The sequence below is a fragment of the Thermoanaerobacterium xylanolyticum LX-11 genome (genome assembly GCF_000189775.2).
In the GTDB taxonomy this organism is placed as follows: domain Bacteria; phylum Bacillota; class Thermoanaerobacteria; order Thermoanaerobacterales; family Thermoanaerobacteraceae; genus Thermoanaerobacterium; species Thermoanaerobacterium thermosulfurigenes.
Genome location: NC_015555.1, coordinates 331,328 through 344,683, shown reverse-complemented (window position 1 = coordinate 344,683; position 13,356 = coordinate 331,328). Strand labels below are relative to the sequence as shown.

At 37.8% G+C, this 13,356-nt stretch carries 15 protein-coding genes, 1 tRNA gene and 2 other annotated features (1 of these 18 running past the window's edge); all 16 genes read right to left on the bottom strand.

Annotated elements, in window-relative coordinates:
* Positions 1-26 precede the first annotated feature (26 nt).
* The gene (gene rpoB, locus THEXY_RS01695) at positions 27-3,740 is read right to left on the bottom strand and encodes a DNA-directed RNA polymerase subunit beta (RefSeq protein WP_013787142.1); all 3,714 of its coding nucleotides are present in this window, start codon (positions 3,738-3,740) and stop codon (positions 27-29) included.
* A 282-nt stretch (positions 3,741-4,022) separates the two neighbouring features.
* Positions 4,023-4,397, bottom strand: a complete 375-nt coding sequence (gene rplL, locus THEXY_RS01690; RefSeq protein WP_013787141.1) for a 50S ribosomal protein L7/L12 — start codon at positions 4,395-4,397, stop codon at positions 4,023-4,025.
* Between the two features lie 31 nt (positions 4,398-4,428).
* A complete protein-coding gene (gene rplJ, locus THEXY_RS01685; RefSeq protein WP_013787140.1) occupies positions 4,429-4,956 on the bottom strand; it encodes a 50S ribosomal protein L10 in 528 nt (175 codons plus the stop codon).
* Positions 4,957-4,970: 14 nt separating this feature from the next.
* Positions 4,971-5,088 (bottom strand) — a sequence feature (ribosomal protein L10 leader region).
* A 40-nt stretch (positions 5,089-5,128) separates the two neighbouring features.
* The gene (gene rplA / locus THEXY_RS01680) at positions 5,129-5,821 is read right to left on the bottom strand and encodes a 50S ribosomal protein L1 (RefSeq protein ID WP_041592050.1); all 693 of its coding nucleotides are present in this window, start codon (positions 5,819-5,821) and stop codon (positions 5,129-5,131) included.
* Between the two features lie 55 nt (positions 5,822-5,876).
* Positions 5,877-6,302 (bottom strand): 50S ribosomal protein L11, encoded by a 426-nt coding sequence (gene rplK / locus THEXY_RS01675; RefSeq protein WP_013787138.1) that lies wholly within the window; start codon positions 6,300-6,302, stop codon positions 5,877-5,879.
* 25 nt (positions 6,303-6,327) lie between these two features.
* Positions 6,328-6,855 (bottom strand): transcription termination/antitermination protein NusG, encoded by a 528-nt coding sequence (nusG, locus tag THEXY_RS01670; protein WP_014757914.1) that lies wholly within the window; start codon positions 6,853-6,855, stop codon positions 6,328-6,330.
* Positions 6,856-6,885: 30 nt separating this feature from the next.
* Entirely contained in the window at positions 6,886-7,086 is a 201-nt protein-coding gene (secE, locus tag THEXY_RS01665; RefSeq protein ID WP_013787136.1) for a preprotein translocase subunit SecE, read from the bottom strand.
* A 28-nt stretch (positions 7,087-7,114) separates the two neighbouring features.
* Positions 7,115-7,264 (bottom strand): 50S ribosomal protein L33, encoded by a 150-nt coding sequence (gene rpmG / locus THEXY_RS12290; protein ID WP_013787135.1) that lies wholly within the window; start codon positions 7,262-7,264, stop codon positions 7,115-7,117.
* A gap of 113 nt (positions 7,265-7,377) precedes the next feature.
* Positions 7,378-8,580 carry an elongation factor Tu gene (gene tuf, locus THEXY_RS01660; protein ID WP_013787134.1) on the bottom strand — a complete coding sequence of 401 codons (1,203 nt, stop codon included), beginning with the start codon at positions 8,578-8,580 and terminating at the stop codon, positions 7,378-7,380.
* A 74-nt stretch (positions 8,581-8,654) separates the two neighbouring features.
* A tRNA-Thr gene (locus THEXY_RS01655) sits at positions 8,655-8,730 on the bottom strand.
* Between the two features lie 56 nt (positions 8,731-8,786).
* Positions 8,787-9,431 carry an RNA polymerase sporulation sigma factor SigH gene (gene sigH, locus THEXY_RS01650; protein ID WP_013787133.1) on the bottom strand — a complete coding sequence of 215 codons (645 nt, stop codon included), beginning with the start codon at positions 9,429-9,431 and terminating at the stop codon, positions 8,787-8,789.
* 91 nt (positions 9,432-9,522) lie between these two features.
* On the bottom strand, positions 9,523-10,017 hold the full coding sequence (locus tag THEXY_RS01645; protein ID WP_013787132.1) for an NYN domain-containing protein: 495 nt from the start codon (positions 10,015-10,017) through the stop codon (positions 9,523-9,525).
* 4 nt (positions 10,018-10,021) lie between these two features.
* Positions 10,022-10,768: a 23S rRNA (guanosine(2251)-2'-O)-methyltransferase RlmB gene (gene rlmB, locus THEXY_RS01640; protein WP_013787131.1), complete on the bottom strand. Its 747-nt coding sequence runs from the start codon at positions 10,766-10,768 to the stop codon at positions 10,022-10,024.
* A 2-nt stretch (positions 10,769-10,770) separates the two neighbouring features.
* On the bottom strand, positions 10,771-11,193 hold the full coding sequence (locus THEXY_RS01635; RefSeq protein WP_013787130.1) for a Mini-ribonuclease 3: 423 nt from the start codon (positions 11,191-11,193) through the stop codon (positions 10,771-10,773).
* Complete coding sequence (cysS, locus tag THEXY_RS01630) at positions 11,193-12,587, bottom strand: cysteine--tRNA ligase (protein ID WP_013787129.1); 1,395 nt, start codon at positions 12,585-12,587, stop codon at positions 11,193-11,195. Before cysS ends, THEXY_RS01635 begins: the two co-directional genes overlap by 1 nt.
* Positions 12,574-13,245 (bottom strand): serine O-acetyltransferase EpsC, encoded by a 672-nt coding sequence (epsC, locus tag THEXY_RS01625; protein WP_013787128.1) that lies wholly within the window; start codon positions 13,243-13,245, stop codon positions 12,574-12,576. Before epsC ends, cysS begins: the two co-directional genes overlap by 14 nt.
* A gap of 50 nt (positions 13,246-13,295) precedes the next feature.
* Positions 13,296-13,356 (bottom strand) — a binding site (T-box leader); it runs 132 nt beyond the window's last position.

The window sequence follows — 13,356 nt, the reverse complement described above, 5'->3', positions numbered from 1 at the left end:
GGAGTTTCGCTCCCTTCATAATAATTTTATAAATCATAATCATCATCAAAGCTGTCACTATCGCCAAAGTCTATATCGTTAGGTTCAAAGTTAAGATCGTCAAATGCATCCTTATCTTCATCAAAATCTTCGTTAAATTCTTCGCCATAATTTACTTCTGGCGGCGCATCTTCTCTTCCCTCAATATTGATGTTTATCGTATCTTCTGAAATGTCATCATCGTCGTCATCTTCAAATTCTTTTAGTGCTACTTCTTGATTATCTTCCGTCAATACTTTAACATCAAGGCAAAGACTTTGCAACTCTTTAACAAGAACCTTAAATGACTCTGGAACACCTGGTTCTGGTATATTTTCACCTTTGACTATAGATTCGTATGTTTTAACACGTCCCGTTATATCATCAGACTTAACTGTAAGTATCTCTTGCAATGTATGAGCAGCACCGTATGCTTCAAGCGCCCATACTTCCATCTCACCAAATCTCTGACCACCAAACTGTGCTTTACCGCCAAGTGGCTGTTGTGTGACAAGCGAATATGGCCCTGTAGACCTAGCATGCATTTTATCATCAACAAGGTGATGCAACTTGAGCATGTACATATATCCAACAGTAACTGGATGGTCAAAAGGTTCACCTGTTCTTCCATCGTAAAGCTGTATCTTTCCATCTGGCGAGAATCCCGCTTTTTCAAGCAGCTCTTGTATATCTTCCTCATGGGCACCATCAAATACCGGCGTAGCCATGTACCACCCCAAAGCTTTTGCTGCAAGTCCCAAGTGGACTTCCAGAACCTGACCGATATTCATACGGGAAGGAACACCAAGAGGGTTCAAACAAATCTGAAGTGGTGTACCATCGGGTAAAAATGGCATATCCTCAACAGGAAGTATCCTTGAAACGACACCTTTGTTTCCGTGCCTACCTGCCATCTTATCGCCGACAGATATCTTCCTTTTCTGTGCGATAAAAACTCTCACCATCTCATTTACTCCTGGAGGCAGTTCATCGCCATTTTCTCTCGTGTACACTTTGACATCTACAACTATACCGCCTTCACCATGTGGAACTCTTAAAGAAGTATCTCTGACTTCCCTTGCTTTCTCTCCAAATATAGCTCTTAATAGTCTTTCTTCTGCAGTAAGCTCTGTTTCACCTTTTGGAGTCACTTTCCCTACGAGAATATCTCCAGCCGTAACCTCTGCACCGATGCGTATGATTCCTCTCTCGTCTAAATCCTTTAATGCTTCTTCGCCAACATTGGGAATATCCCTTGTTATTTCTTCAGGTCCTAATTTCGTATCTCTGGCTTCTGATTCGTATTCCTCAATATGGATAGATGTAAGAGCATCTTCTTTTACAAGTTCTTCGCTAATTAAAATAGCATCCTCGTAATTGTAACCTTCCCAAGGCATAAATCCAACCAATACATTGCGTCCAAGTGCAATTTCACCCAACTCTGTAGAAGGTCCATCGCTTATAACCTGTCCTTTTTCAACACGATCCCCTTCATTTACTATCGGTCTACAATTTATGCAAGTTCCCTGGTTTGACCTCTTAAATTTAAGAAGTTCGTACTCGTCTCGTCTTCCATCATCTGTCTTTATGACTATTTTATCTGCTGTAACTCTTTCTACTATCCCACTGTTTCTGGCAATATTTACAACACCTGAATCCCTGGCAGCTTTGTACTCAATTCCAGTTCCAACGATAGGTGCCTGCGGAACAAGAAGCGGAACAGCCTGCCTCCGCATGTTTGAACCCATCAGAGCCCTGTTTGCATCGTCATTTTCCAAAAAAGGAATCATTGCGGTAGCGACAGAAACCACCTGTTTCGGTGAAACATCCATAAAATCCACTTCTTCTCTGGGCACTGACAAAATATCGTCTTTTGAGCGGACTGTAACTCTCTCATTTATAAATCTATTTTCTTCATCAAGAGGCTCATCTGCTTGAGCGATTACATATTCATCTTCCACATCTGCAGTCATATACACAATCTCATTGAGAACTTTACCTGTCGATTTATCCACTTTTCTATAAGGAGCTTCAATAAATCCATATTCATTAATCCTTGCATATGTAGCAAGAGAACCTATAAGTCCTATGTTTGGTCCTTCAGGCGTTTCTATAGGACACATCCTGCTGTAATGCGTGTGATGGACATCCCTAACTTCCATTCCGGCTCTTTCTCTACTTAGTCCTCCAGGACCTAATGCACTTAATCTTCTCTTGTGAGTCAGCTCTGCAAGGGGATTTGTCTGATCCATAAACTGTGAAAGCTGTGAACTTCCAAAAAACTCCTTAATTGCAGCAACAACAGGCCTAATATTTATCAAATTTTGAGCAGTAATTTCGCTGACATCCTGTATAGTCATTCTTTCCCTAACTACTCTTTCCATCCTTGATAGACCTATTCTAAACTGATTTTGAAGCAATTCGCCAACTGATCTAAGCCTTCTATTCCCAAGGTGATCAATATCATCAACAAATCCAACACCGTAGGAAAGATTTAAATTGTAATTTACAGAAGCAATTATATCATCTTTAGTAATATGTTTAGGTATTAATTCGTCCAATCTTCTTCTTATCTCATTTTTTATCTCATCTTCGCTTGAAAAATTATTAAGGATCTCTTTTAAAACAGTCAAATGAACTTTCTCTTTTATCTTTAGATCTGAAACATCAAAAGAAAGCGGATATTCATTAATATCAACAGTATTATTGCCAATTATCTTCACTGGTCTTCCTTCAACAAGCACTTCAACTTCATTTATACCGCAATCCTGGATTTTTTTAGCAGTCTCTCTTGATATTCTTTGACCTTCCTCAACAATGATTTCACCCGTCAGTGGATTAACTATCTTTGTAGCAGCCTTTTGATTTGTCAGCCTTGAACTTAGTGCAAGCTTTTTATTAAATTTATAACGACCAACATGCGCGAGGTCGTATCTTTTTGGATCAAAGAATAAAGAGTATAACAAACTTTTAGCGCTTTCAACTGTAGGTGGTTCACCAGGCCTCAATCTTTTATATACCTCAAGCAAACCTTCTTCTTCAGATTTCGTAGTATCTTTATCAAGTGTTGCTTTTATCCTTTCATCTTCTCCAAAAAGATCTAATATCTGTGCATCTGTCCCATAACCTAAAGCCCTTAAAAAAACAGTAATTGGAACTTTCCTCGTCCTGTCTATTCTAACAGAAAAGATATCATTTGAATCTTCTTCGTATTCCAGCCATGCACCTCTATTTGGTATAACAGTTGCAAAAAATAGCTTTTTCCCTAATTTATCAAACTGTTGTTCGTAATATACTCCTGGCGATCTCACCAACTGACTGACGATGACACGCTCTGCACCATTTATTATGAAAGTGCCTTTGTCGGTCATCAAAGGAAAATCACCCATAAAAACTTCTGATTCCTTGATTTCACCGGTATCGCGATTAGTCAATCTTACCTTTACTTTCATTGGTGCCGCATAAGTAGTATCCCTATCTTTGCATTCCTCTACAGAGTATTTAGGATTGTCATCAAGCTTATAGTCTAGAAATTCTAAAGACAAATTGCCGGTAAAACTCTCAATTGGAGAAATGTCTCGGAAAACTTCCCTTAAACCTTCTTCCAAAAACCACTTATAGGAATTTTTTTGAACTTCGATCAAATTAGGCATATCCAAGACTTCTTCAATCCTTGCAAAGCTCATTCGCTTCTTGTAGCCGGCATCAACAGGATGTAACATCCACTTCACCCCTTATAAATTTAAAATAACCAAAAGAGAAAGCTTTTGGATAATATACAGAAAGACATAATTATTATTTACCAGAATACATACAAATATTCTATTATTTACATGCTATAAAAAATTTTCTTGTCGTATTTTAATTTATGTAATAAATGACACTGTTAATGCAATATATAATATTACCACAATGGCAAAAGCATGTCAATAAGAGATATTCAATTAAAAGAAAAAAAGCACTCTTAACGAATGCTTTTTTCCCTAAAAATACACTTATTTTAATTATTTTATTTCTACTTTTGCTCCAACTTCTTCAAATTTTGCTTTTATCTGATTTGCTTCATCTTTGCTTACGCCTTCTTTAATTGGCTTTGGAGCACCTTCAACAAGGTCTTTTGCTTCTTTTAAGCCAAGATTTGTAACCTCTCTAACAACTTTTATTACTTTTATTTTTTCTGAACCTACATCTGACAATATAACATCAAATTCAGTCTTCTCCTCAGCAGGTGCTGCTGCTGCTCCTGCTGCAGGTGCTGCTGCTACAGCAACAGGTGCTGCTGCTGAAACTCCAAACTCTTCTTCCAAAGCTTTTACTAAATCAGCTAATTCTAATACTGTCATATTTTTTATGGCTTCTAAGATTTCTTCCTTATTCATTACATATACCTCCATTTTTATTTTTATTGTGTTATTGTGCTTCTTTTTTCTCTTTAACAGCATTTAAAGCTATTACAAGACTTCTCAATGTACCAGACAATACATACACAAGGTTGTTTATAGGTGCCTTCATGCTGCCAAGTGCTTTTGCAATAAGTTCTTCTTTCGATGGCAATTCGGACAGCGCTTTTATTTCTTCTGGTCCCACTATCTTGCCATCTACAATACCTGCTTTTAATTCTAAGCCTTTATTGTTCTTTAAGAATTCAACCAGAATTTTAGCAGGTGTAACAGGATCATCGTACCCAAAAGATACTGATGTCGGTCCTTCTAAGTACTTTTTTAAGTCAGTGTAACCCAGTTCTTGTGCCGCACGCCACATCAAAGTATTTTTGTATACTTTATATTCAGCGTTGGCTTCTTTAAACTTTCTCCTTAAAGCAGTATCGTCTTCCACTGTCAATCCACTATAGCTGGTAAATATGACGGATTGTGCTCTTCCCAGTTTATCTTTAAACTCGCTAACAACTTTTTCCTTAGCTTCCCTCGCTGTGCTCAAACTTACACCTCCCGTCTTAAATATTAAAAGGATCCACCGTAGACATGAGGATCCTTCTTTGCTTTATCAAAAACCTCGGTAGGATTTATGTGTTGCCACACCTACTGTCTACGGTAAGTTTTCAATTTTACTTTAAGAGTATATCACTATTATGGTTTTATGTCAACAGCTATCACACGATTCTTTGCGGATTAACCTTGATTCCAGGTCCCATCGTCGATGAGAGGACAACGCTTCTCAAATATTGTCCTTTTGCTGCTGCAGGTTTAGATCTTATTATAGCATCCATTATCGTCTTAAAATTCTCAACCAATTTCTCTTGTCCAAAAGAAACTTTTCCAATAGGTACATGGATTATTGAATTTTTGTCAACTCTGTACTCAATTTTACCAGCTTTCACGTCTTTTACTGCCTTCTCAATATCAAATGTGACTGTACCCGCTTTTGGGTTTGGCATTAAGCCTTTTGGTCCTAAGACCTTACCAAGTCTACCTACAACACCCATCATATCTGGCGTAGCTATAACAACATCATAGTCAAACCAGTTTTCATTTTGAATCTTTGCAACTAATTCTTCAGCTCCGACATATTCAGCACCAGCAGCTTCAGCCTCTTTTGCTTTATCGCCTTTTGCAAAAACTAAAACTCGAACCGTTTTACCTGTTCCGTGAGGAAGTATTACAGTTCCTCTGACCTGTTGATCCGCATGTCTTGGATCGACGCCAAGCCTTACCGACAGATCAACCGTCTCATCAAATTTTGCCTTTGCAGTCTTCAAAACCAAATCAACGGCTTCATTTGCATCATACAATCTTGTCTTGTCTATTAATTTCACACTATCTAAATATTTTTTACCATGTTTCATACTATACTTTACCTCCTTGTGGTATTTTTCGGACATAAGTCCTCCCACTTAACAATCACTGTTCAATTTCAATACCCATGCTTCTCGCAGTACCAGCTATCATTCTCATAGCTGCCTCAATATCTGATGCATTTAAGTCTTTCATCTTCAGTTCTGCTATTTCTCTTACTTTATCCTTTGAAATCTTTGCGACTTTTTGCTTGTTAGGCTGTGGTGAACCACTTTCAATGCCAGCAGCCTTCTTTAAAAGCACAGCCGCAGGTGGTGTCTTAGTGATGAATGAAAATGACCTATCTGCATATATGGTAATAACTACAGGAATGATCAAACCAGCTTGTTTTGCCGTCTTTTCATTAAACTCCTTACAAAAACCCATTATATTGACACCATGTGGTCCAAGAGCTGTACCTACTGGTGGAGCTGGTGTAGCCTTTCCTGCAGGTAACTGTATCTTGACAACTGCAGCAACTTTTTTAGCCATGTTTACACCTCCTAATTCATGTCATCTATTGAATTTTTTGAATCTGGACAAAGTCAAATTCCACTGGGGTTTCTCTGCCAAACATCGAAATCAAAACTTTAGCCTTTTGTCTGTCAAGGTAAATCTCTTCAACAACACCGATGAAATTCTCAAGTGGTCCGGCAATAACCCTAACACTATCGCCTACTTTTATATCTACTGACGTCTGTATCTCCTTAATGCCTAAGCTTCTCACTTCCGCTTCAGTAAGTGGTACAGGTTTAGATCCAGGCCCAACAAAGCCAGTTACGCCTCTGGTATTTCTTACCACATACCATGATTCATCATTCATTACCATCTTCACCAGTACGTATCCCGGAAATACCTTTCTGTCAACAGACTTCTTTTTGCCGTCTTTTATCTCTACCACTTTTTCAGTCGGAACTACGACTTGATGTATTAAATTTTGAAGATTTCTATTTTCAACAGACTTTTCCAGATTCGCTTTAACCTTATTTTCATATCCGGAATAAGTATGGACTACATACCATTTAGCTGAATTTGTTTCAGACATCATCGATTTGGGGATAAACCCCATCCTCCTTTAACTTTTTATAATTAATTTCAGTAGATAGCTAAAGGCCGAGTCTGCAAGGAATATCAACAATGTAAATGCTATTACCACAACCAGTACAACTTCTGTATATGCAATCAAATTATCTCTTGTTGGCCACGTAACTTTCTTCATCTCGGCTTTTATTTCCCTAAAAAACTTCCCGACTTTTCTCCTTTCATCGGCAGCCATCGAATCACATCCCTTTATAACTTGTTTTTTACCTTGTCTCTTTATGCAATGTATGTTTTCTGCAGAACTTACAGTATTTCATAAGCTCTATCCTATCAGGATCGTTCTTCTTGTTTTTAGTAGTATTATAGTTTCTCTGCTTACATTCCGTGCAAGCTAATGTGATCTTAACCCGCAACAATTCCACCTCCCGGAATTTAAAACTACTTTTAAAACTTTATCATAAATATTAATTTATGTCAATCTAATTGTATAGACTCAAAAAAAGCCAGGTAAAATACCCAGCCCTTTTTATGACAGAATCTTGGAAACAACACCGGCTCCTACTGTGTGTCCGCCTTCTCTTATAGCAAATTTTAATCCTTCTTCCATCGCTATCGGTGTTATTAATTCTATTGTCATCGTTACGTGGTCTCCGGGCATTACCATCTCTACGCCCTCTGGTAATTCTATTACTCCTGTTACGTCTGTTGTCCTGAAGTAGAACTGCGGTCTGTATCCATTGAAGAATGGTGTGTGTCTTCCGCCTTCTTCTTTTGTTAACACGTATACTTGTCCTTCAAATTTCGTGTGCGGTTTTACCGACCCTGGTTTCGCTAAGACTTGTCCTCTTTCTACTTCTTCTCTTGTTACTCCTCTTAACAATACTCCTATGTTATCTCCTGCTTCTGCTTCATCCAGCGTCTTCCTGAACATCTCTACCCCTGTTACTACTGTCTTCTTGCTTTCGTCTGATAATCCTATTATCTCTACTTCGTCTCCTACTTTTAACTTGCCTCTCTCTACTCTTCCTGTTGCAACTGTTCCTCTTCCTGTTATCGTGAATACATCTTCTACCGGCATCAGGAATGGTTTGTCTACGTCTCTTTCTGGTGTTGGTATATAACTGTCAACTGCATCCATTAAGTCCCATATCCTACCACACCATTGACAGTCTCTTTGTCCACATCCGCATTCCATTGCTTTTAATGCTGAACCTACTACTATCGGTGTGTCATCTCCTGGGAATTCATATTCATTTAAGAGCTCTCTTACTTCCATCTCTACTAATTCGATTAATTCTTGGTCGTCTACCATGTCTGCTTTGTTTAAGAATACTACAATGTATGGCACGCCTACCTGTCTTGCTAACAGGATGTGCTCTCTTGTCTGTGGCATTGGACCGTCTGCTGCTGATACTACCAGTATCGCTCCGTCCATCTGCGCTGCTCCTGTTATCATGTTCTTTACGTAGTCTGCGTGTCCTGGACAGTCAACATGGGCATAGTGCCTTTTCTCTGTCTCGTACTCTACGTGCATTGTGTTTATTGTGATTCCTCTTGCTTTTTCTTCTGGTGCTTTGTCTATTTCATCGTATGCTGTCGCTTGTGCCATTCCTTGTTTTGACAATACTATCGTTATTGCTGATGTTAATGTCGTTTTGCCATGGTCTACGTGTCCTATTGTCCCTATGTTTGCATGGGGTTTCTTTCTTTCGAATTTTTGCTTTGCCATTTCTTTTCCTCCTACTTTAATAAACTCATCCACGCGTTTCTATGTTTTAAAACTTAAATACAAAAAAATAAAATTGGAGCCCATGACCGGGATTGAACCGGTGACCTCCGCCTTACCAAGGCGACGCTCTGCCGACTGAGCTACGTGGGCAATCATATTTTGCATCAATTTTAAATTCTACTATAAAAGCTTTGAAATGTCAATACTTAACTATTTCTCATCTCAAGATATCTTTCAAGCTTTCTTTTTACTCTTTGGAGGGCATTATCTATCGATTTTACATGTCTTCTAAGCTCAACAGCAATCTCCTGATACGATTTTCCATCAAGGTATGATATCAGCACTTCCCATTCAAGGTCGCTCAACATCTCACCGATCTTGTTTTCGATGTTAACGTATTCCTCTCGGTTTATTATTAACTCTTCAGGATCAGATATACATTCACTGGACACAACGTCCATCAATGTTCTATCTGACTCCTCCTCGAAGATCGGCTTATTTAAAGAAACATAAGAATTAAGAGGAATATGTTTTTGCCTAGTGGCTGTCTTGATGGCAGTTATCATTTGCCTCGTTATGCACAGCTCAGCAAAAGCTTTAAACGATGACAGCTTGTCGCTTTTAAAATCGCGAATAGCTTTGTATAACCCGATCATGCCTTCCTGCACTATATCTTCCTTATCCGCACCGACCAAAAAGTAGGAACGAGCCTTTGCCTTGACAAAAGAATAGTACTTGTCAATGATAAATTCCAGTGCTGCTTCATTACCTCTCTGAGCCTCTTCTACAACATCACCTTCATCCATTGACGAAAAAACATTGTATAGATCTATTTGTGCCCCCGATTTCACAAAAATCGCCTCCGCTTATAGGCCAAGTTCACATAAATAATTATACTTTTAATAGAGATTGTAGTCAAGATTGTAACGAAGAATATTTTTGTCACTCAGCCATTTTCTTAAGCCTTTCTATAATTTCTTCTGAAAGTCTTGATTCAATGCTGTCTTTCTTGTCATCTTTAGTATAAAATTTCTTCTTATCTTCCAAATAATTATTCAATTCTTCGTATAATTCTCTTGATGACATCCTTATAGCACCTTGACCTAATACGACTTGCTGCAATATCCAATCAGAAGTTACTACAACTACTTTGTCTTTTTTGATTATTTCCTTTATCAGTCCTTCAATATAGCTGTCAGCAGATTCGCCTTCCTTCGTATACACAACTTCAATTCCATTGTGATATTCCTTGTTTTGTTGTTTCCCTTTAGCATACATCGCATCAAAGACGAGTATTATATTAAATCCCGTATATCCCCTGAAATTTTGAAGTATGTCTATCAACTTTTGTCTGGCGTCTTCAAGGTTATTTCTTGCCTCAAGCTTTAGATCCTGCCAATTGTTTATCACGTTATACCCATCAATCACCATATACATCAAATCACGCCTTACCAATCCTCTGTCGTACAACTTCATACATGAAAATAGATGCTGCAACCGATGCATTTAACGAGTTCATATTGCCCATCATCGGTATCTTTACAAGATAATCACAGTTCTTTTTAACAAGCTCAGATATTCCTTCACCTTCGCTGCCAATGACTATGGCTATAGGCTGATCATAATCAACATTGCTAAAGTCCTCTTTTGCATCCACGCTGCTGCCTACAATCCATACACCTTGTTTCTTCAGGTTATTTATAGCATTGTTTATGTTTGATACTTTTGCAATTTTCATGTACTCAGTTGCACCTGCTGATGTCTTTACAACCGTGCTGTTTACCACAGCAGATCTTCTCTTTGGGATTACAATCCCATGTGCTGAAAAAGCTTCTGCAGTCCTTATTATGGCTCCAAAGTTGTGCGTGTCTGTTATCCCGTCCAATAACAGAATAAAAGGTTTTTCGCCTTTCTCATTGGCATACTCCAGTATGTCTTCAACATCACAATACTTGTAGAGGGAGCACAATGCGACTACTCCTTGATGGTTGCCGTTTCCGGACATCTTGTCTAATGTCACATTGTCTGCAGTTGATACGATTATATTTTTATCCCTTGCAGATTTTATAATTTTAGAAATATTCCCTTTAGCACTTTTTGAAACATATATTTTTTCAATCTCTCGTCCGCTGTTAATCGCTTCTAACACAGGATTCCTTCCGTATATTATATTTTCATTTTCTTTCATAATTAACCCTCATTTATATTATAGTTTAATGCGTAATTTAGTATTTCATCAAGCCTATCATATCTTCCCAAAAGATACAAATAGCCAAGTAAAGCCTCAAAGGCGGTAGCCTGCCGGTATTCTTCGATACCGGCATGCTTTGGAATAGTAGCACTCTTTACATTTCTTCCTCTTCTTATTATATCCTTTTCCTCTTCATCAAATATATCATAAAGATTTTTTAAAATCTCAGACTGTGATGACGCTTTTACGTACTTAACACATTCTCTGTGAATTTTGTTTATGGGTCTATTCCCCTTTGCTGAAATATTCGTCCTTATAAACAAATCATAAACGCTATCGCCGATAAAGGCCATAATAAGCGGCGATAAATTCATGACATCTTTTTTTGTAAAAACTTTGCCATCCTTTGTAAAAAGATTCATCAAACTCTCTTCCACCTTACTCCGTTAGGTGTATCCTCCAATACTATACCCTGTTTTTTCAATTCATCTCTTATTCTATCAGCTTCTGCCCAGTTCTTTGCCTTTCTTGCTTCTTGACGCTTTTCTATAAGTTCTTTGATCTCGTCATCCAATAGCTCTTTCTTTTTATAAGTTATGCCAAGAACAGAAGATAAATTCAAGAAAACATCCAATATATATTTTATCAATTCTTTTGGAGAATTTCCATCTATATTTGAATTAATATCCCTAACCATCTCAAAGATAACCGATATAGCGTCAGCAGTATTAAAATCGTCATCCATCGCTTCTTCAAACTTTCTTCTATACTCTTCATATTTCTCTTTGTACGCCTTTTCTTCATCGCTTAATTGCCTATCTTCTGCCACATCTAAAAGGTGTTGCAAGTTGTAAACAGTATTGCTTAATCTTAAATACCCGTTCTTTGCTTGCTCTATGAGGTCTTGACTATAATTGATTGGGTTTCTGTAGTGTGACATCAACATGAAAAACCTCAAAACTTCAGGATCATATTGGCTGATTACGTCTCTTACAGTGAAAAAATTGTTTTTCGATTTGGACATTTTTTCATTATTGATGTTTAAGTATCCTATGTGCATCCAATACTTTGCAAACTCTGCATCATTTGCGGCTTCACTCTGAGCAATCTCATTTTCATGATGTGGAAATATGAGATCAGGACCACCTGCATGTATATCGAGGGTTTTGCCTAAGAACTTTGTGGACATTGTTGAGCACTCAATATGCCAACCAGGCCTGCCTTTACCCCATGGACTGTCCCAATATGGTTCTCCTTCTTTTGCAGCCTTCCAAAGGACGAAATCTGTGGGATTTTTCTTGTCTTCATTTACCTCTATTCGTGCCCCAGCCTTTAATTCATCTATATTTTTATGTGAAAGCTTCCCATAATCTTTGAATTTCGTCGTATCGTAGTACACATTCCCATCTTTTTCATAGGCAAATCCTTTATCAATAAGCTTTTTCACAAACTCAATTATTTCTTTGATGTTTTCTGTAGCCCTTGGATGAAACGTTGCTCTTTTTATTCCTAAGCTATCAGCATCTTTGAAATATTCTTCAATATACCTATCAGCTAATTCTTTTACAGTTGTGTTTTCTTCATGGGATCTTTTTATGAGTTTATCATCTATATCTGTAAAGTTCTGTACATAGTTTACTTTATAACCCTTATATTCCAGATACCTCCTGACAGTATCAAAGACAATAAATGCTCTCGCGTTGCCTATATGGATAAAATTGTACACAGTAGGTCCGCACACATACATATTAACAACATTATCGTTCAATGGCACGAATTCTTCTTTTTTTCTGGTAAGCGTATTATAAATCTTCATCTCTATCATCCTCCACATTGTTTATATATGTTTCTAATCTTTTGATTCTGGCTTTTAACCTTCTTATTTCATCTTCTATTGGATCAGGCAACTTTCCATGTTCTAAATCCACATTTACTTTGGATGCCGGACTTACTCTCACGTTGTCTTTTTTTACGCAATGTCCAGGAACACCGACAACAGTGCAATTTGGTGGAATGTCATGCAGCACTACGGCACCTGCACCTATCTTCGTATTATCGCCTATCTTTATAGGCCCTAAGACTTTTGCACCACTTCCAACAACTACATTATTGCCTATAGTAGGATGCCTCTTACCCTTATCCTTCCCAGTGCCACCTAATGTAACTCCTTGGTACAGCGTCACGTTATCTCCTATTTCTGTCGTTTCCCCTATCACTACGCCCATTCCGTGATCTATAAAAAATCCCTTGCCTATTTTAGCACCTGGGTGTATTTCTATTCCAGTTAAAAACCTACTAAATTGTGAAATGAGCCTTGATATCAGCAACAGATTTTTATTGTATAAGTAGTGTGCAATTCTATGAAATATTATAGCATGGAATCCCGGATAGCATAAAACTACTTCTAACACGCTTTTTGCAGCAGGATCCCTCTCAAACACTATTTTAATGTCCTCCTTCAATGTTTTAAACATTATAACCAATCCCCTTTTTAATAAATAATTAATAAAAAAATCCCCCATCATCCAGAGACGAGGGGGGCTCGCGGTTCCACTCTGATTGAGTAAACTCCACTTGTATTTATA